19 protein-coding genes are annotated in these 17,402 nt (G+C 61.7%); 7 read left to right on the forward strand and 12 right to left on the reverse strand.

From position 1 onward, the window contains the following. Positions 1-223: 223 nt before the first annotated feature. On the forward strand, positions 224-1,573 hold the full coding sequence (locus QMA15_RS22665) for a lipase family protein (protein ID WP_290286602.1): 1,350 nt from the start codon (positions 224-226) through the stop codon (positions 1,571-1,573). A gap of 17 nt (positions 1,574-1,590) precedes the next feature. Here QMA15_RS22665 and QMA15_RS22670 read toward each other — a convergent pair whose 3' ends face one another. The 6 genes from QMA15_RS22670 to fepB are packed head-to-tail and all read right to left on the reverse strand — an operon-like array spanning position 1,591 to position 6,418. Further along, positions 1,591-2,433 (reverse strand): SIP domain-containing protein, encoded by an 843-nt coding sequence (locus QMA15_RS22670; RefSeq protein WP_290286604.1) that lies wholly within the window; start codon positions 2,431-2,433, stop codon positions 1,591-1,593. A gap of 21 nt (positions 2,434-2,454) precedes the next feature. Continuing rightward, positions 2,455-3,279 (reverse strand): ABC transporter ATP-binding protein, encoded by an 825-nt coding sequence (locus QMA15_RS22675; RefSeq protein WP_020909629.1) that lies wholly within the window; start codon positions 3,277-3,279, stop codon positions 2,455-2,457. A gap of 23 nt (positions 3,280-3,302) precedes the next feature. Then, a complete protein-coding gene (locus QMA15_RS22680; RefSeq protein WP_290286606.1) occupies positions 3,303-3,761 on the reverse strand; it encodes an iron chelate uptake ABC transporter family permease subunit in 459 nt (152 codons plus the stop codon). Further along, positions 3,731-4,351, reverse strand: coding sequence for an iron chelate uptake ABC transporter family permease subunit (locus QMA15_RS22685; RefSeq protein ID WP_290286608.1), 621 nt, complete (start codon positions 4,349-4,351; stop codon positions 3,731-3,733). Before QMA15_RS22685 ends, QMA15_RS22680 begins: the two co-directional genes overlap by 31 nt. Before the next feature lie 2 nt (positions 4,352-4,353). Next, positions 4,354-5,400 (reverse strand): iron chelate uptake ABC transporter family permease subunit, encoded by a 1,047-nt coding sequence (locus tag QMA15_RS22690; protein ID WP_279163393.1) that lies wholly within the window; start codon positions 5,398-5,400, stop codon positions 4,354-4,356. Between the two features lie 4 nt (positions 5,401-5,404). Then, entirely contained in the window at positions 5,405-6,418 is a 1,014-nt protein-coding gene (gene fepB, locus QMA15_RS22695; RefSeq protein ID WP_269576675.1) for a Fe2+-enterobactin ABC transporter substrate-binding protein, read from the reverse strand. Positions 6,419-6,521: 103 nt separating this feature from the next. On the opposite strand from fepB, the gene QMA15_RS22700 reads away from it, so the two are divergent. Then, positions 6,522-8,135, forward strand: a complete 1,614-nt coding sequence (locus tag QMA15_RS22700; protein ID WP_279163392.1) for a helix-turn-helix domain-containing protein — start codon at positions 6,522-6,524, stop codon at positions 8,133-8,135. On the opposite strand, the gene QMA15_RS22705 is transcribed toward QMA15_RS22700, so the two are convergent. After that, positions 8,123-8,500, reverse strand: a complete 378-nt coding sequence (locus tag QMA15_RS22705; protein WP_256064089.1) for a VOC family protein — start codon at positions 8,498-8,500, stop codon at positions 8,123-8,125. The two genes, QMA15_RS22700 and QMA15_RS22705, sit on opposite strands and share 13 nt — an antisense overlap. Positions 8,501-8,597: 97 nt before the next feature. Between QMA15_RS22705 and QMA15_RS22710 the strand changes: the two genes are divergently transcribed. Together QMA15_RS22710 and QMA15_RS22715 are read left to right on the forward strand one after the other, a co-directional pair. Further along, positions 8,598-9,323: a TetR/AcrR family transcriptional regulator gene (locus QMA15_RS22710; protein WP_141488161.1), complete on the forward strand. Its 726-nt coding sequence runs from the start codon at positions 8,598-8,600 to the stop codon at positions 9,321-9,323. A 334-nt stretch (positions 9,324-9,657) separates the two neighbouring features. Beyond that, positions 9,658-9,894, forward strand: a complete 237-nt coding sequence (locus QMA15_RS22715; RefSeq protein ID WP_172933139.1) for a hypothetical protein — start codon at positions 9,658-9,660, stop codon at positions 9,892-9,894. 7 nt (positions 9,895-9,901) lie between these two features. Here the strand turns inward: QMA15_RS22715 and QMA15_RS22720 are convergent, their stop codons facing one another. From QMA15_RS22720 to QMA15_RS22730, 3 genes are read right to left on the reverse strand one after another with little or no spacing between them, the layout of a single operon-like run. After that, entirely contained in the window at positions 9,902-11,557 is a 1,656-nt protein-coding gene (locus tag QMA15_RS22720; protein WP_290286615.1) for an AMP-binding protein, read from the reverse strand. Beyond that, the gene (locus QMA15_RS22725; RefSeq protein WP_019745949.1) at positions 11,554-12,018 is read right to left on the reverse strand and encodes a MaoC/PaaZ C-terminal domain-containing protein; all 465 of its coding nucleotides are present in this window, start codon (positions 12,016-12,018) and stop codon (positions 11,554-11,556) included. Before QMA15_RS22725 ends, QMA15_RS22720 begins: the two co-directional genes overlap by 4 nt. A gap of 14 nt (positions 12,019-12,032) precedes the next feature. Beyond that, entirely contained in the window at positions 12,033-13,403 is a 1,371-nt protein-coding gene (locus QMA15_RS22730) for an MFS transporter (RefSeq protein WP_019745950.1), read from the reverse strand. 218 nt (positions 13,404-13,621) lie between these two features. On the opposite strand from QMA15_RS22730, the gene QMA15_RS22735 reads away from it, so the two are divergent. The 3 genes from QMA15_RS22735 to QMA15_RS22745 all read left to right on the forward strand — a co-directional run bounded on the left by QMA15_RS22735 (position 13,622) and on the right by QMA15_RS22745 (position 15,495). Continuing rightward, positions 13,622-14,320, forward strand: coding sequence for a TetR/AcrR family transcriptional regulator (locus QMA15_RS22735; RefSeq protein WP_290286616.1), 699 nt, complete (start codon positions 13,622-13,624; stop codon positions 14,318-14,320). 37 nt (positions 14,321-14,357) lie between these two features. Continuing rightward, complete coding sequence (locus QMA15_RS22740; protein WP_290286617.1) at positions 14,358-15,209, forward strand: PHP domain-containing protein; 852 nt, start codon at positions 14,358-14,360, stop codon at positions 15,207-15,209. Between the two features lie 73 nt (positions 15,210-15,282). Beyond that, positions 15,283-15,495, forward strand: coding sequence for a hypothetical protein (locus tag QMA15_RS22745; protein WP_019745952.1), 213 nt, complete (start codon positions 15,283-15,285; stop codon positions 15,493-15,495). Between the two features lie 8 nt (positions 15,496-15,503). On the opposite strand, the gene QMA15_RS22750 is transcribed toward QMA15_RS22745, so the two are convergent. Next, positions 15,504-16,031, reverse strand: coding sequence for a CinA family protein (locus QMA15_RS22750; protein ID WP_290286618.1), 528 nt, complete (start codon positions 16,029-16,031; stop codon positions 15,504-15,506). Between the two features lie 77 nt (positions 16,032-16,108). After that, the gene (locus QMA15_RS22755) at positions 16,109-17,257 is read right to left on the reverse strand and encodes a glutamate--cysteine ligase (RefSeq protein ID WP_290286620.1); all 1,149 of its coding nucleotides are present in this window, start codon (positions 17,255-17,257) and stop codon (positions 16,109-16,111) included. Positions 17,258-17,402: the final 145 nt, after the last annotated feature.

Consider the following 17,402-nt stretch of genomic DNA (forward strand, 5'->3'; position numbering starts at 1 on the left):
CAAGGCAGCAACTTGTCGCGATAGCTACTAGTCGTATCGTACACATGGCACCCTGGACCGAATCAGCCTGGTCACAACAACAAGCTCAATCCGATTGCGTCCGCGCATGATTCAAACAACCAGCACGAGCCTCTCGTTTATTACTCAAAAGTAAGATAGCGTGTGGTCGTCATCACACCAGCCCGTCAAGTACCGAGAGACATACGAAACCGAAGGGTCGATCGTGGCATCGAGGATTCTCTTTCAGGGAGTGGTGGCGCTGACAGCCATTGCACTCACAGGCATCACAGCACCTACTGTCGCCGCGCAACCGTCGGCGGATTCCTTCTATCAGTACGACGGTTCGGCACCGCTGTCGTCGTATCAGCCTGGGGCCGTTCTCAAAACGAGAACCTTGCCCTATCACGTCGTCAACATTCCTACCCCGTTGCAAGCCGTGCAGGTGTTGTACCGGTCGACCGACGCTCTCGGCCGGCCGTCTGCGAATGTCACGTCGATTCTTCGACCACCCAATGCCCAGCCGGACAAAGTTGTCTCGTTCCAGTCGGCCTACGATTCGCTGAACCCGGAAGACGGTCCGTCACGAGCTGTCGCGGGGGACACCTCGGTCGGCAGCCTGACCGCCAGCGGACGGAACGTCGCCTTCGGCGGGACTCTCGCTTCCGGCGAAGCTGCCATGTTCGGTCCCCTACTGGCACTGGGTTACACCGTCGTCATTCCCGACACCGAAGGGCCGAACGCAGACTTCGCGGCGGGACCCGAATACGGAATGATGACTCTCGACTCTCTTCGCGCCGCCCGTAGCACTCCCGAGACAGGTATTGCCGACTCAGCCGAGATCGGCCTGATGGGATACTCGGGCGGAGCAATCGCCACCAACTGGGCGTCCATCCTCGCTCCGGACTACGCCCCGGACATCAACGAGGACCTGATCGGCGCCGCCCAGGGTGGACTGTTGGTCAACCCGGCGAACAACCTCCGGTACGCAAACGGAAGCATCGGCTGGGCAGGCGTTGTCGGGATGGCAGTCGTCGGGCTTGCCCGTGCCTACGACATAGATTTCGATCCGTATCTCGGCGATCGCGGACGCGAACTCCTACCTCGCATCGAGGATGCCTCGATCGGGAACGTCATCCTGCAGTACCCGGGGGTGACCTGGCAGGACCTTGCCAAACCAGAGTATGCGAACCCCAACTCGGTGCCCGAGTACGTCGACGTCGCCAACAAAATCAACATGGGCAACGCGCCGATACCCACCATCCCTATGTTCATCGCTCAAGCCGCAAACGGAGCCCTCGAGGGCACCCAGCCAGGTGGACCCGGCGTCGGCCCTGGCGACGGAGTCATGGTTGCCGGGGACGTCCGCACACTCGCCACTCGTTATTGCGACGCAGGTTTGTCGATCCAGTACGACCAGTACGACACCATCAGTCACGTTCCCGGTGGCGCGCTTTGGCTCCCCGGCGCCATCACCTGGCTCAACGACCGTTTCAACGGGAATCCGGCGCCGAACAACTGCTCGAACATCGCACCGGGCAATTCACTGGCGCCGGAAGAACACGCGGCGAGTTGAAGTATCCAACCGCCGGGTCAGATCCCGATGGCGAGATCGTCGATATCCGCGAGGGTGCCGCCGTTTTCGAGGATGCTCGTGTAGTTCCGAAGTCTGTTCTGATCTATCTCGGTGGTGCTGACTCCGCGCTTCCAGTACCCGAAGACAACCACGTCGTCCTTCTCCAGGCCGACAGTCTTACGGAAATGCGCTCGGATGGAGCGCATTTCGTCTCGCTCACCGGCACCCCACACCGCATAGTCTCCTGGGTTCTCGAGCTCGAGGGCATACTCGGCAAGGCGATCCTCGACACGATGCAATTCGAGGCCGGGGATCACGGGCAGTTCCGCGAAAGCCTCGGCGTCACCGGTGGCGACCCAACCGACACCGGTCACACCCTCGGGCCACTGAAGCAGAATCGAATAGAGGGCAGGTATCGCGGTGTCGTCGGCAAACAGTGCGACGCGGCGACCAGTGATCTCGGGAACGAGGAAGTGCGGGCGAGGGCCGGTGAGCGAGAACGTGTCACCCACACGACGGTCGTCGGCCCACCGCATCATCGGGCTGGTGTGACCGTGCAGCACGACGTCGAAGGTCATCGAACCGCTCGACGCATCGAAGGTGCGCACCGTGTAGACACGAGAGACGTCGCCGTACTGCGGACCTAGCTGGATGCGGAATGCGACGTTGGGACGCAGCCAATTCGGGTCGTCCGCCGACGAAGTCAGCTGGACGGTGATGCGCAAGATGCTCTCGGTCGGACGTTCGACGCTTTCGACGACGGCAACCACGTCGTTGAGACCGCGGTCGTGATCTTCGCCGCGTGGCGCCTTTGCCGACGCAGAGGTTTCAGTTTCTTCAGGTCGAGATGCGGTAGTCATTGATATCTCCTGATCGATGGTTCAGTTGTGGACGGGTAGCTGACTGGCAGTTCTTCGATCACGCGGAACAACAAGTGGCCGTCCGGTTTCGGGATCTTCGAGGACCAGAGCCTCGAGGTCGAACACTTCACGCAGCAACTCAGGGGTGAAGACGTCCGAGGCACTGCCCTGCATGACGATTTTTCCGGACCGCATGGCAACTACGTGCGTGGCATATCGAGCCGCGAGGTTCAGGTCGTGCAGGACCGCGACCAACGTTCGACCAGACTGGTGCAGTTGGGAACAGAGGTCGAGAACCTCGATCTGGTGGGCAATGTCGAGAAAGGTGGTCGGTTCGTCGAGCAACAACACCGGGGTGCGCTGCGCGAGTGTCATGGCGATCCATACCCGCTGCCGTTGTCCACCGCTCAGTTCGTCCACCAATTGATCTGCTGCATTGCGCATTCCGACCTCGGCAAGCGCTTCGGCGACAACACGCTCGTCTTCGGGTGACCATTGGCGCAGCATGCTCTGGTACGGATATCGGCCGCGAGCCACGAGGTCTGCCACGGTGATCGCTCCGGGTGAGAGCGGAGACTGCGGCAGCAGAGCGATGCGCCGAGCCACTTCCTTGGTGCGGTAGGACCGAATGTCGTTACCGTCGAGCAGAACCCGACCCGATCGCGGCGCGAGCATTCTGCCGAGCGCACGCAACAACGTCGACTTGCCGCACCCGTTCGGTCCGACGACCACGGTGAAACCGCCGTCGGGGATCTCGAGACTCAACTCGTCCACGATGGTTCGATCGGCGTACCGGAGCTCGATCTTCTCGGCCTGTAGCCGCGATACCGGAGTAGCTGTAGTCATGAATCTCTTTCGTAGCAAGGTTTTCAGGCCTGACGGGCCAGCAGCCAGATCAGATAGGCGCCGCCGAGCAGACTGGTGACAAGACCGACCGGAGTTCGGAGACCGACCTCGACCGCTTGGGCAATCAAGTCGGCGCCCGCCAACAGAACCGCGCCGAGCAGGAAGGAGGTCGCGACAAGAACACCGCTGCGCCGAGCCAACCGTCGTGCGATCTGGGGAGCTGCGAGCGCCACAAAGGCGATGGGACCGGTAGCTGCAGTTGCTGCTCCGGTGAGCGCGACCGCAAGCAGGATGCCGGCGAATCGGTATCGCTCCACGGAGATTCCGAGCGAAGACGCTGCGTCGTCGCCCATTTCCATCATGGTGACGCGCCTGGACACCACGACGAGAGCAGGAACGAGAACACCGACGGCGATCGCAACGCTGATCGCGTGTGGCCAACCGCGCCCGGTCAGCGAACCGGCCGTCCACTGCTGCACCACGGTGGCGTCGTCGATATCCGCGCGTACACCAGGAACGACATCACGGCGCTCAGCATCGCCCCAACTCCGATGCCGACCAGGACGAGTCGAAGACCGCCGCTGACTCCGTCTTTGCGTGCCAGCGCGTACACGAGCAATGCGGTCAGCATGCCGCCGAGAACAGCAGCGCCCGCGGTCTGGAGTACCCCGCCGCCGAAGAACACGATCTGTACCACCGCCGCCGTCGCAGCGCCGGTGGTGAAACCGATGATGTCCGGCGAGCCGAGAACATTGCGCGAAAGCGTCTGGAAAACCGCGCCGGCCACACCGAGGCTTCCACCCACCCCGATCGCGGTGATCAGCCGTGGAAGACGGCGATTCTGGACGGACCGAACCGCCGCTGGGGTGCCTTCGCCGTTCAGAGCGCGCCACACCTCGCCCAAGGACAGGTCCAAGGTTCCGTACATTAGCGTGGCAAACGAGAGCGCCGCCAATGCCGCGCTGATTGATATGGCAACGAACAGCACTCGCGGGACTATTCGCCACGACCACGACCCGATTCGAACCACCAAACCGCGAAAGAGCGGTGGGACCGGCTGCGCTGCAATCATGTTCACAGTGACGCCACCCGCCGTGAACGAACGAGCGCGACAAACAACGGTCCGCCGAGCACAGCCACCGCGATCCCCGTCTGCAGATCTCCCGGCGCGGTGACAACGCGACCGAGAACGTCGGCCAAGAGCAGAAACGCCGGCGCGACGACGAGCACGCACGGCAGAAGAAGACGCAGGTCCGGTCCGACCACGCCGCGCACGATGTGCGGCGCAGCCAGCCCCACGAATCCGAGCGGGCCTGCCGCCGCGGTGGCTGCCCCCGCGAGCAGGATGACTGCTACAGCGGATCCGGCCCGGGCGGGACCAGTGCGGGCGCCGAGCCCTTTGGCAACGTCCTCGCCGAGAGCAATGGCGTTGAGCGGTCGAATCAGCAACAACGACAACACGATACCGATCGCGATGAAGGGAAGGACGGTGACGATCACGTCTCCGCCGCGCCCCTGCAACGAACCCACTGCCCAGAATCGGAACTGATTGAAGGCAGCCTCATTGCTGATGAGAACCATACTGGTGAGCGCCGTGATCGCCGTTGCCACAGCGGCACCGGCGAGCGCCATGCGCGCTGGGGTCGCGGCGCTGCGATGCGCAGACCCCAACATGTACACACCCACCGAGGCAACAGCCGCGCCGGCGAGCGCGAACCACAGATAACCGCCGACCGAAGTCACCCCCAGATAGGCAATCGCAATCACGACTGCCGCTGATGCTCCGGCGTTCACACCCAGTAGCCCCGGATCGGCCAGTGGGTTGCGGGTGATCGACTGCATCAGCGCGCCGGCCAGTCCGAGCGCAGCCCCGACCACCAGCCCGAGAATTGTTCGGGGCAAGCGTGATCCGATCACAACGAGGTGTTCGTTGTTGCCGGCGTCGTAGGAAAAGATCGCGTCGAGCACGGTGGCGACGGGGATGTTGCGAGAGCCGAGTACCAGCCCACCAACGGACGCCAGCACGATCACGACCACGGAGGCCAGGACCAACAACCCCGCACGCGCGGCTGTCCCGGACCGCAGCGGTGCTTCGGTCCGGGACTGTGAAGAAGCGCTCACTCCGTCATCCACCGAACGTGGACACCAGCGACTCGACTGTCTGCTTGGCACTGAAGTAGTCGAGGCGGAAAGCCGCCGTTCCCATCGCGTAGACCCGATCACCCTTGACAGCAGGTTGATTCGCGAGAAGCGGATCGGCGGCAAGTTGCTTCTCCACATCCTTGGGTCCCATCGAGACGGCAAACAGCGTCTGCGAGCCGTCAAGGGCGGCAGACATGTTCTCGGAGCTGACGATCGCGACGCCGGAGGCGCCCCGCTTGTCCGGAGCGACAAACTGCTCAGCGGGCTCGGCATAGGTAAAGCCGAGCGAGGTCAACAGATTGCCCTGTGGGCTGTCGGCTCGGAACGTCCAGACACCGTCGGCACCCATGTAGACCAGCGCCGTCACCGGCTGCTCGGGAAGTTTGATCTTCCCAGCCTGCGTCGTCACCCAGCTGTCGTACTCGTCGACGGTCTTGCCTGCCTCGCTCTCGAGTCCGGTGACAGTCCCGAGCTGATCAGCGAGTTCCTCCCAGGAGCTGGCGCCGTAGTCGAGAAGAACGGTGGGTGCGATGTCGCTCAGCTGCGCGTAGGCGTCGAGCGTCGAGTCACCTCCGTTGGCGGACCCGATGATCAGATCGGGTTCGAACGTCTCGATCGCGTCGAGGTTCAGCTCGAGATTTCGGTAGAGAACCTCGACTCCACGATCAGCTGCCACCTCCGACCACTGGGAGAAGAACCCCTGGTCATCGGTCATTCCCGACGGCGTTGTTGCCGCGCTGGCGACGACCGGCGCACCGATTGCAAGCAGCGTGCCGGTCAACGACGGCGAGGTGGACACGATTCGGGTCGGCTTCGAGGTGATCTCGGTACTGCGGTCGCCGTGATCGACGGTGCGCGGCCATCCCTCGGCAGAACCTGAGGTTTTCTGGGTGTCCTCGGTTCCGGTATCGCTATCTGACGAGCTGGAGCAGCCGGCAAGAGCGAGGGCGACGACCGCGGCGAGTATTGCCGCCGTCGGGCGAAGTGATCTGCGCATGAGTATGGCTTTCTGAAGGTACGAGAGTGCGCCGCTGCGAACGCAGACAGCAGAGGTAAAGTTAGCCATACTTAAGTAGCAAGGGTTGTCCAGGAGCGCCAACGTGTTACCACTATCTGAGCCGAACGCGATCGGTTTGGCGCCGGTCCGTGCGAGCGCCACCGAGCCCAGCACCGCCCGCTCGCCGCTGTTGTTCTGGGTTCTTGCAGGCAGCGGACGCGTCCGAGTCGGATCGACGGTCCACGAGATACCAGCTGGCGAATCGCTGTGGATCCCGGCGGGTGCGCGATACGCAATGGAGACGGACTCGGATTCCGTCGCGTTTCCCATCCTGCTTCCGCCCTCGAACGGCGTCAGCGCCGGGCCGGCTAACGTGACGCGCCTGCGCGTTCCGCCCGGATGGGAAGACAGACTGATCCACGAGTTCGTTCACAACCTGGGCTATCTGCGCGGCGACGCTGCACACCCGTCGTCCTTGTTCGAGATGATCGCCCGGGCTGACGACGGGGCCACCTCGCTGCCGCGATTGCCGCAGTCACGGGAAGCGTTCGAGATCGCGCACGCCCTTTTGCGAACGCCTGGCACCGACGACACCGAGGGACAATTCGCGAAGCGTGCCGGGATCAGCATTCGAACGCTCCAGCGGTACTTCGTGGAAGAAACCGGCCTCACCTTCACGCGCTGGCGGCTTCGAGCTCGGATCGCCGCCTCGTTGGAGTATCTGAAGCAGGACCGCGAGATCGGTTGGATTGCAAACGAAGTCGGCTTCGAAACAGGAAGCGGATTCACCCGCGCGTTCCGGGCCCAGATGGGAGAGAGCCCGAGTGACTACCGTCGACGGGCCCTCTCCGGTCCAACCGATCGCAGCGTGGACACCGACAACGATCAAGCATTGGTCCGCATGCTCGCAGAGCCCAGGCAGCCCGGAGAAACTGCGCCGCCGATACCGGCCAACGCGACGTGGCCGCGCGTCAACGGCGCCCACGTCGCAGTGTGGGTTTACCGAGGCCAAGCCCGGGTGGACGTCGCGGACCGCAGCTGGGAACTGCGCACCGGCGAGGCCATGATTCTGCCTGCAGGCGTCCTCAATACCGTCACGGTTCCGACGGGTTCACTGCTGCTACCGCTCGGCTTCCGCTCCTCGAACGGGTCGACCGTATCTGCCGACGCCCTTGAGACCGTGCAGTTCTCCCCCGATGACGAATTGGCATTGCTGCACACTTTCGTCGCCGCCTACACACCCTTGCGCCCGCGTGGCCACGACAGCGCCGCAGCATTCGACATCATCGCCACCGGCCCTCTCGCACAATCGGTTTCGAACGGGTCTGCCGCCGATTCGATTGCCACACGACTGGCAGCGACAATCGCCGCCCGACCGGCCGACCCTCGCACTCTGGACGAGTGGGCGCAAGAGTTCGGTACCGACGCGGCCAGGCTGCGCCGGGAGTTCCGTATCGAGACCGGCACTACGTATCCGCAATGGCGATCGCTTTCACGGATGACCCAGGCACGCACCCAACTCCAACTCGGGGTTGCTCCCGGAACGGTGTCGAGGAACCTGGGTTACGCGCACCTGCCCGCATTCAGCCGAGCGTTTCGCACTGCGCACGGGATCTCACCGCAGCGCTTCCAAGCTCAGTCCGTCGAACGCGCCCTCTGGTTACGTTCTGTGCCGCGCGCCGACGAGCCGAGCGCTCGGGTTCTTCACACCCACTGAACGAGCTGCCACACGATGCCGTTGGGATCGACGAACTGGCAGTAGCGCTCGCCCCACGGTTCGGTCTCCGGCTCTGTGACGACGGAGGCACCTTCGGCAGCGATGCGGGCGAACTCGGCGTCGACGTCATCGACCACGAATGCGATGAGCATGCCTTGCCCGGCCGAACCTGCGACGAAGTCCGGCTTGAACGTACCGAGACCCGTGCGCAGGAAGACCACGTTGACCCCGGCATCCGGATGATTCAGAGAAACGAATCCGTCGTCGGCCATGGCCTCGGTGAAGCCGAAATGGGTTTTCGCGAAGCGGGCCGACGCGTCCGTGTCGGCAACGTTCAAGGACAGAGCAGTGCTGGTGATTTTCATCGTGGCCTCCATGATCATAAACCTTGTGCAGTGCATACAGTATGCACCGTATAAGGTATACCACTGTTGAGGTATTCCCGATTTCTGGAGACGGCTGATGGCACGCGAACTGATCGACCTACTGTGGCGCGATCACCCCCTCGCACCGAAGGGTGGCGCCCGCGGCCCGCGCGCGAAGGTCACCACTTCACAGGCGGTCGACGTCGCTCTCGCCCTCGCGGACATGGAAGGGCTGGACGCGGTGACGGTGCGCCGATTGGCCGCCGAACTCGGAATCTCGGGCATGGCGGTGTACACCCACGTCGGGTCCCGTGACGATCTCCTGGTGCTCATGGTCGACACCGTGCGCAGCAACAGTCCGCGCCTGTCGTACGGGAACATGACGTGGCGCAAGCGCGTGCGCCGGGTAGCCGAGGAGGAACTTGCCCTCTACTCGGAGCACTGGTGGCTCCTGGACATCACCGATCAGCGCTCCGCGTTGGGTCCGGGAACTATCGCGAAGTACGACCACGAACTACACGCGTTCGACGGCACCGGGCTGAGCGACATCGAGCGGGATTCCGCGCTGACGTTTGTCGCCGACTTCGCCCGGTCCTCGGCGCAAGCACGGCGCCCCGACCCCCGAGCGGCCGACATGGCCGAGGTGTGGTCGTCCTGGAACCAGCGTCTGGCTGCCTATCTCGGCGACAACTTCCCGCTGGCGCAGCGAGTCGGAGGAGCGGCCGGCGAAGCCAAGAACACCCCGTACAGCCCCGAGGCAGCGTGGAAATTCGGGCTGGACCGGGTCCTCGACGCCCTGGAAGGTCTTGTTCACATCGAATGACATTCCTGCAATTCTAAACCGCGAGAGCTGTTGCACGCCTATGAGAATCAATCGACCCGAGAGGTAAGGGGTTCCAGTGAGCTTCTGATCGAGATTCCGCTGCGCGACGCAACCAGCTAGCCCCGACTTCAGCGGCATATATCCGCGGAGAAGGGGTAGACGAGTAGATACCGGCGGCACATCGACTCGACTCCAGGCGTGGTGGACAATGTTTCTCAGCGACCAGTCAATTCGTCATCACACCCGCCGTTTCGGTGCAGCTCTGTCGCCTTCTCACAAGTGGCCTCCCCCGACCGAAACACAGCGCGTCGCACGCTGGAGTGAGAGGTCGGAGATGCTCGGCGCGCTGTCGGTACTCCTGTTCTGGGCTTTCGGCTTCGGCATCCTTCTGGGTGTGGGCGCGATTACAACAGGAATCTTTGCGCTCCGACGTCACCCGAAGAAGTCTGGCGGGCATCTGCTCTCGAATGCCCGCCAGCTGCCGTGGGATGCAATAGTCGGCCTCTTCACCGGCGTCATCGGTCTTGCCCTGAGCGGTTGGTTCTTCGTCGTGGTCCTACCCAACATGTAGGCGTCTGCTAGCCAAGGCCGTTCGCGCCAGTGGCCAATGTTCGGAGTTCCCGCCGTAGGATCTTGCCCGTGGTGGTGAGCGGCAAGCTGTCGATGAAGGTGATCTGCCTGGGGTACTGGTAGAAAGCAAGGCGGCTTTTCACGTGGGTCTGCAACTCCTGGCGAAGCTCTTCCGAAGAGTTCGTTCCTTCGGACAGAACGACAAAAGCGTGAACGGCTTCCCCGCGCAACGGATCCGGAACACCGATGACGCCGGCCATAGCTACCTCGTCGTGCGAGAGCAGGCACTCTTCGATCTCGCCGGGGCCGATCCGGTACCCCGCGGACGAAATGACGTCATCGGCACGCCCCTGGTACCAGAAGTTCCCCGCTTCATCGGTCCGACCCAGATCACCGGTATGAATCCACCCGTCGTAGACCTTTTCATCAGTCTTCGACGGTTGGTTCCAATAGCCGAGGAACTGTCCGGGGTTGCCTGCCTTCACACAGATCTCGCCTACCTGCCCCACCGCTACCGGCTCGCCGAGCGGATCGAGGAGGGTGACGTCGAAGCCAGGAAAAGCGCGACCCATCGAGCCGCTCACGGGCGTCCACTTCGAACGCGAAGTGCCGATGGTCAGATTCATTTCCGTCTGCCCGTAGAACTCGTTGACAGCTACGCCGAGTGTGTTTGCAACCCACGCCTGCAATGCGTCACCGAGGGCTTCACCACCAGTTCCCAATGCCCGCAGCCGAATACCACGCGCAGCGGTGCCGTCGATGCCGATACTCCGCATCTGCTTGAGTGCAGTCGGAGGAATGAAGGCACCCGTTACTTTGTGACGGCTCAGAATCTCGACCGCACGCGCCGGTGTGAATTTGTCGGGCGTCGCAACAACGGGGCACCCCAACGCAAGGGCTGGAAACAGAACGTCGAACAGACCGCCGATCCAGGCCCAGTCTGCCGGCGTCCAGAAGACGTCTCCCCGCTGCGGCGCATTGTCGAATGCCGTCCGCATACCGGGCATGTGCGCCAGGAGAATTCGGTGCCCGTGGAGGGCGCCTTTCGGATTCCCCGTCGTTCCCGAGGTATAGATGATGATGGCGTGTGAATCGGGGCCCGTCGCTGCCAATTCCGCGCTTTCTGCGGCACTGTCGACGAGGCTGTGGAAATCGAGAAGTCGAACGGGGGTCGAATCGGAGGGCTGATCCGTATTTCCGACAACGATGACGGCTTCGATGCCGGGTATCTCACCTATTCCGTCGGCAACTCGTTCGTAACAGTCCTTGTCGACCACAAGCACTTTCGCTCCCGAGTCACGCATTCGATGAACGACCGCATCCGACCCGAACTTGACCGATAGCGGAACGGTGACCATTCCGGATCGGAAGGCGCCCAGATGTGTCGCGAGAACCTCGATCCCCTGTGGGACCATCACACCGACGCGATCCCCTGAGACAAGGCCGAGATCCGCAAGCACGGTTGCGAATTTACGGCTTGTCGTGGCGACTTCACCGAAGGTGTACCGACTCCAGTGTCCACCGGTGTCTACGACGAGGGCTAGATCATCGGGATTCTGCACATCGACGCAGGCGTGCGCGATGTTGAATTGCTCTGGCACAGTCCATTCGAAGTTTTCTGCTTCGAGATCCTGCCACCATGACATATGCGGCCGAGAACTCACCGAGCACCCACTTCGAGGTCGAGAGAATGGGTCTCGCCTACCAGGAAAGAGAATTCGCCGGAGAAAACAAGGTCTCCGTCTTGGTTGACGAGTGAGCCTTTCGACGACACGATCGCGGTCTCACCGTCCGAGCGAGGGCGCACCGACAGCACTTCCGACACCGCATGCACCGAGTCGCCGAGGTAGGTCGGCCGGTGGAACCTGACGTGATCAAGTCCGTAGAAGCACTGGAGGTAACGGGGATCCAACTCCACCAGGCCGAGCAAGGTGGACAGCATGAGTGCGCCGTGGGCGATCTGGCGACCGAAGCGCGTCTGCTGCGCGTAGTCGGGGTCGAGGTGAAGAGGATGGCGATCCCAGGTGAGGTCGGCGAAACTTCGCACATAGTCTTCGGTGACGACCCGCGGGTCCGTTACCGCAATGTCTCCGACAGATATCTCTTCGAAACTCTTTGTGATCATTGAAGTTTCCTCTACTAGTTGACAACCGTTGAGCGTTGATCGACCGGCGGTAGATAGGCCCCGTTGTCATCGATGTACATGTCGCGGCTTCCTTCGTCGAGGTCGGTGTCACGGACGAAGTAGACGCTGATCAGCGAAATCACCGACAGGGCAGCGATATACACAGCCACCGCGAACGATCCACCTGTCGCGCGGACCAACATGGCCGCGACCATCGGCGCGATTGCTCCACCCAAGAGCACACCGATCTGGAAAGCGATCGAGGCCGCGCTGTAGCGCACCCGGGCGTCGAACAATTCGGCGATGAACGTCGCCTGCGGCCCGTACGAGATGCTGAGCATGAAGGCGCCGACCGCCAATGCGCCGGTGGTGATCCAGAAGTTGCCGGTATCTATCGCGGCGAATGCAACGAAGACCCACAGACCCATGCCGGTGATGCCGACCATCAGGATCCGGCGTCGTCCGAATTTTTCGGACAGTTGACCGAAGATCGGAATGAAGATGACGGCAACGAGGGCGGAGACCATGACCGCGCCGAGCATGAGGTTTCCGGACAGCAGATCGAATTGATCGGCGTACGTCAGGCTGTAGGTGTTCAGGATGTAGAAGTAGGCGCCGGTGCTGATCATCGAACCTGCGGCAAGAATGATCTGGCGAGGATAGTTCTTGAACGCGTCGACCATCGGGATCTTGACCGCGGTGTTCTGCTGCTTCACGCGAGCGAATGCCGGAGTCTCTTCCAACGCCGTGCGAATGTACAGCCCCACTGCAACCAAAGCGATACTCAGCAGGAACGGAATTCGCCATCCCCACACCAGGAATTGGTCTCCGGTGAGCGCCTTGGTGCCGAACATGACGGCCGTCGCCAGCAGAAGGCCGGCGGGCACACCCACCTGCGGCATGCTGCCGTAGAAGCCGCGGCGATTCTTGGGTGCGTACTCCACAGCAGTCAAAACTGCACCGCCCCACTCGCCGCCGACGCCGAATCCTTGAATCAGCCTCAACACAACGAGAAGAATCGGGGCCCACACACCGATCTGGGAGGACGTCGGAAGGACGCCGACCAGGAATGTTGCAGCTCCCATCAAAAGAAGTGCAAGCACCAAGACCTTCTTGCGTCCGATGCGGTCACCGAAGTGGCCCATCACAACACCGCCGAGTGGCCGCGCCAGAAAGCCGACCGCAAAGGTAGCGAAGGAGAGAATCGTCGCCAGCGCGGGATCTGCGCCCGAAAAGAACAGCGGCGCAAAGACCAAAGCGGCGGAGGCGCCGTAGATCTGAAAGTCGTACCACTCGATCGTGGTGCCGACCAGAACTGATCCGGCTACACGCCGCAGGGCAGGCCTGTCGACAGTTGCGGGAGATGGAGGATTCGCGTCGTTCATGTCATTGCTCCTTGTATGGAGTGCCCTGTTAGCTCGCGCACCGAGGGGAGGCTCGACAAGAACACTATGCAGTGACCCAACGCACAGTCAAGCATTTTTCAATCGATCGATTGATGAATAAATATGTAATTTGCCAGTACACAGACAGCTATCAATCAATTGATTGACGGTCAGTCGATTTCGGCGGCGATGCTAGCATGATTGGGCAACCAACCGAAATGAGGATCATGGACCTGGGGCGCGTTCAACGGGCGGCAGTCACGCTGTTCGCGACGAAAGGGTTCGCCGCTACCGGCATTCGTGAACTCGGAGCAGAAGCCGGCATCAACTCGGCAACGCTCTATCACTACGTCGGCAGCAAAGAGTCACTGTTGGCCTCGATCATTCGGTCGTGCCTCGACGAGCTGACACAGTCGGGAGAGCGGGCGATGCGCCGCAGCGCCGATCCCGTGGTCCAGCTCGCCGGCCTGGTGTCGTCGCACGTCGGCATTACCGCTGTCAACCAACTGACTGCCCGCGTCGCCGAGTACGAGATGCGCGGATTGACCGGAGACAACCGCATCGAGTTGCAGACGCTGCGCGACGAGTACGAGCTTCTTTTCGGACAGATCCTCGAACGCGGACAACGCGTGGGCGCCTTCGACATCGAAGATCTGGCATTGAGCCGACTCGCGATACTGGAGATGTGCACCGGGGTTGCGCACTGGTACCGGCTCGGTGGGCGTCTCGAGTTGGAAGATGTCCAGCGATTCTTCGTCAGCACCACATGCAAGCTTCTGTCGGTTCCGTCCGACGAACTGAACGGAGTGGACTTCATTCACGAAGTTCGAAAGCTGGACAGCGAACCCGAGACTCAGTCCTCCGAAATTTGGGGCACCCACGCACAGAGCGACTTCGTACGCCAGTCCGAACTGTAATCACACCAGAACTTCCGCGCTCTGATACGAACTGAACATGCAACTACCCGCGGACAGTCATGTTCACAGCGAGTGGTCGTGGGATACCGGCGGGCCACAGTCCGACGCTTCCGGGCGAATGCAACAGACTTGCGCACGTGCCGAAGCAATCGGATTGCCCGCGTTGGTGTTCACCGAGCATCTCGACTTCGATGCTCGGTGGCGCACAACCGCCGCAGATCTGATGCCCCATCAACATCACCTGCTGAGCACCGACGGCTACGTCCGCGCACCCATCCTCGACCTCGACGGCTATCTCGACAGCATCGAACGATGTCGACACCGTTTTCCTGAATTGCGGATTCTCACCGGAGTCGAGTTCGGACAACCGCACCTGCACGAAGCGCAGGCGTCGCACCTCCTTGATCTCGGTGTGATCGACCGGGTATTGGGGTCCTTGCACACGCTCGAAGTCGGCGACGATCGGAGTGAACCGAACACCCTGTTTCGAAAGTGGGGCGCCGACGAAGTGATGTGGGCTTACCTCGGAGAGATCCCGCGTATGGTGGCTGGCTCTCAGACCTTCGAGGTGTTCACCCATATCGACTACGCCGTGCGTGCATGGCCGACCGAAATCGCCGGACCTTTCGATCCCCGCCGATTCGAGGACGGATTCCGAAATGCGATGCGCGCTATCGCCGAAAGCGGTCGGGCGCTCGAGATGAACACCCGTCGACTGTGGTCCTGGATACCCCAGTGGTGGAGCGAAGAGGGAGGCAAAGCGGTGACATTCGGAAGCGATGCCCATGTGCCCGAGGCTCTGGCGGCGAACTTCCCGGAAGCGACAGCGATGCTCGAACACTACGGATTCCGTTCAGGTCGAAGGCCCGAAGATTACTGGACCCGCTGACCTTCTGTTCTCCTGGCCGACATTTCCGTGAGCAAAGGTTGTCGGAGGCGGATCTACCCGCAATAGTCGATGTATGGATCGGTACAAGATCACGATGCCCGACGGCTCCTCGACCGAGGAACCTTTCGACTCCGACAAGGAAGCAATCGCGTGCGCCGTGGATGCCAATCGAGGCGTCAGCAAGCACCTTGTAGTCGAGAAATACACGGCCGACGGCCGTCTGATTCCTACTGCTCAGGCTCCTGCGAAACACAAGGGACATCACAAGAATCGTTCGAACAGTTGAATTCTCGACTACACCACGCCTGTCGAACTTGGTGTGCGGCGACCGGACGCGTGACGCAGAAGTAGACCGATCGCATGCTCGACGGTTGCTCCCAGGACGGCTTCGGGGTCACCTGAGAAGACCTGTTTCTCTGTTTCAGCGGTCCCATGGTCGACGACTCCGAACCACACAGTTCCCGGTGGGACGTTCTCCTGGGTATCCGGACCGGCTTCGCCGGTGACGGCCAGTGCCAACGTCGCGCCGAACAGTGTGGCAGTGCTGTGTGCCATGGCCCGAGCAGCGTCCTCGCAGACGACTGGGCCGTCAGGAACATGAAGAACGGAATGCTTGACCGCTCGGGTATATGCGACGATCCCGCCACAAAACCAGGAACCGGCGTTCGGCGCCTTTCCTAGATGTGCGGCGATGTTCCCGGCGGTCAACGATTCCGCCGTCGCCACCGACAGACCGTGTTCCTCTACTACTGCAGCCAACTGCCTGCACATATCGTCGAGATCCTTGTCCGACGGAAGCTCGGGTCGTGGATCGCCATTCATATGTTGCTCCTCCTGCTGTCCGATCGGTGACCTCGATAAGAAATTGGAAGTCTCGGAATGCCAATTCCAACCGTGCCCTACAGCTCACTGCCACCTTGTGAACTGCACCCTTCGAAAGTGCGTCGGGCGCACTCGTCGATCACATCGGCCACCCGTGACCGGCGCGCGAGTTGCCGGCGCTGCACGATCGCTCCGTTTCCGTTCCTGAAGATCTTGTCCAAGGAAGCCGTGACCTGCTCGAACTCTCCGAATGCGGTCAGAGCAGGTTCGACATGATCCACCAATCGCCGAACCGCCTGATGTGCAGTCAGCAAGCGCACGGATTCCACGTCGAGCGACCTGCCGTCAAGTCCGTCGCTTGCTGCACGCCAGCAAGCCGCGCGGAGTAGCTCCTGATCGACGGCAGGCGCAACCTCACCTTTGGTGATCGCAGCGGATGCGGTGCCGACGAGTGCCTGCACCAGTGTGGCCAGAGTCATCGTCTCCTCCACGGTGGCGGGCACGTCGCTGATCCGAATCTCCACGGTGGGAAGGTGATCCGACATGCGCACGTCCCAATAGACCATGTGCGGATCGAGAATGACCCCCGTCTCCAGCATCGCTGCAACGGCATCTTCGTAGTGCCCCACGGACTCGAAGAAGGGTGGCGGACCCGAACTGGGCCATCTGCCGAACAGAACGTAACGCCAACTCGCATAACCGGTATCGCGTCCCCCGCTGATCGGGGAGTTCGCCGTCAATGCCAACAAAGTTGGTAACCATGGACGCAGATGATTGATGATCTGGACCGATCGTTCTCGATCTTCGACACCCACGTGAATGTGGCAACCGCACATCACACCTTCGGTGATTGCACCGAATTGACCGGCCATCCGTTGGTACCGCGACTTCTGCGTGATCTCGTCGACCGGTGGATCGTAGAAAGGCGTTCCGACAGCGATGAGTTGACATCCCACGCGGGCAGCGGCATCGGCGGTGAGGGCACGAGACTCACAGAGTTGGTCACGAAGGTCACGAATGTGGCTGCCGATCGAAGTGGAAGTCTCCACCTGACAACGTGTGAGTTCGAGTTGCAACGAGATACCGAGTTCTCGCCCGGCAGCAGCAACCTCGGAGTTGCGCAGACTGGGACGCCCAGTCTGCGGATCGCAGAGCAAAAACTCCTCCTCGACACCGAGAGTCGGTGTACCTACCGAGAATAGGTCAGGAGTCGGCTTCCCATTCATAGGCCTTCCTCGCACCGGTTTTCCTCCACACCCGATACTTCGAGCGTACGGCTTTCTCCGCACTTCGGCACTACTCCATCTGTTTCATTCACCCATCGATCGGGTAGTTGCCCTGTGAACCGACGACGAGCGAAGAATCGCAAGT

The organism is Rhodococcus sp. APC 3903, from assembly GCF_030407755.1.
Lineage (GTDB): Bacteria > Actinomycetota > Actinomycetes > Mycobacteriales > Mycobacteriaceae > Rhodococcus_F > Rhodococcus_F erythropolis.

What these genes read in the sequence shown, in the direction of transcription:
- QMA15_RS22670 (WP_290286604.1), bottom strand. Translation starts at nt 2,433, where the DNA reads ATGACTACCGCATCTCGACCTGAAGAAACTGAAACCTCTGCGTCGGCA.
- QMA15_RS22675 (WP_020909629.1), bottom strand. Translation starts at nt 3,279, where the DNA reads ATGACTACAGCTACTCCGGTATCGCGGCTACAGGCCGAGAAGATCGAG.
- QMA15_RS22685 (WP_290286608.1), bottom strand. Translation starts at nt 4,351, where the DNA reads ATGATTGCAGCGCAGCCGGTCCCACCGCTCTTTCGCGGTTTGGTGGTT.
- fepB (WP_269576675.1), bottom strand. Translation starts at nt 6,418, where the DNA reads ATGCGCAGATCACTTCGCCCGACGGCGGCAATACTCGCCGCGGTCGTC.
- QMA15_RS22705 (WP_256064089.1), bottom strand. Translation starts at nt 8,500, where the DNA reads ATGAAAATCACCAGCACTGCTCTGTCCTTGAACGTTGCCGACACGGAC.
- QMA15_RS22710 (WP_141488161.1), top strand. Translation starts at nt 8,598, where the DNA reads ATGGCACGCGAACTGATCGACCTACTGTGGCGCGATCACCCCCTCGCA.
- QMA15_RS22715 (WP_172933139.1), top strand. Translation starts at nt 9,658, where the DNA reads ATGCTCGGCGCGCTGTCGGTACTCCTGTTCTGGGCTTTCGGCTTCGGC.
- QMA15_RS22725 (WP_019745949.1), bottom strand. Translation starts at nt 12,018, where the DNA reads ATGATCACAAAGAGTTTCGAAGAGATATCTGTCGGAGACATTGCGGTA.
- QMA15_RS22730 (WP_019745950.1), bottom strand. Translation starts at nt 13,403, where the DNA reads ATGAACGACGCGAATCCTCCATCTCCCGCAACTGTCGACAGGCCTGCC.
- QMA15_RS22735 (WP_290286616.1), top strand. Translation starts at nt 13,622, where the DNA reads ATGAGGATCATGGACCTGGGGCGCGTTCAACGGGCGGCAGTCACGCTG.
- QMA15_RS22740 (WP_290286617.1), top strand. Translation starts at nt 14,358, where the DNA reads ATGCAACTACCCGCGGACAGTCATGTTCACAGCGAGTGGTCGTGGGAT.
- QMA15_RS22745 (WP_019745952.1), top strand. Translation starts at nt 15,283, where the DNA reads ATGGATCGGTACAAGATCACGATGCCCGACGGCTCCTCGACCGAGGAA.
- QMA15_RS22750 (WP_290286618.1), bottom strand. Translation starts at nt 16,031, where the DNA reads ATGAATGGCGATCCACGACCCGAGCTTCCGTCGGACAAGGATCTCGAC.
- QMA15_RS22755 (WP_290286620.1), bottom strand. Translation starts at nt 17,257, where the DNA reads ATGAATGGGAAGCCGACTCCTGACCTATTCTCGGTAGGTACACCGACT.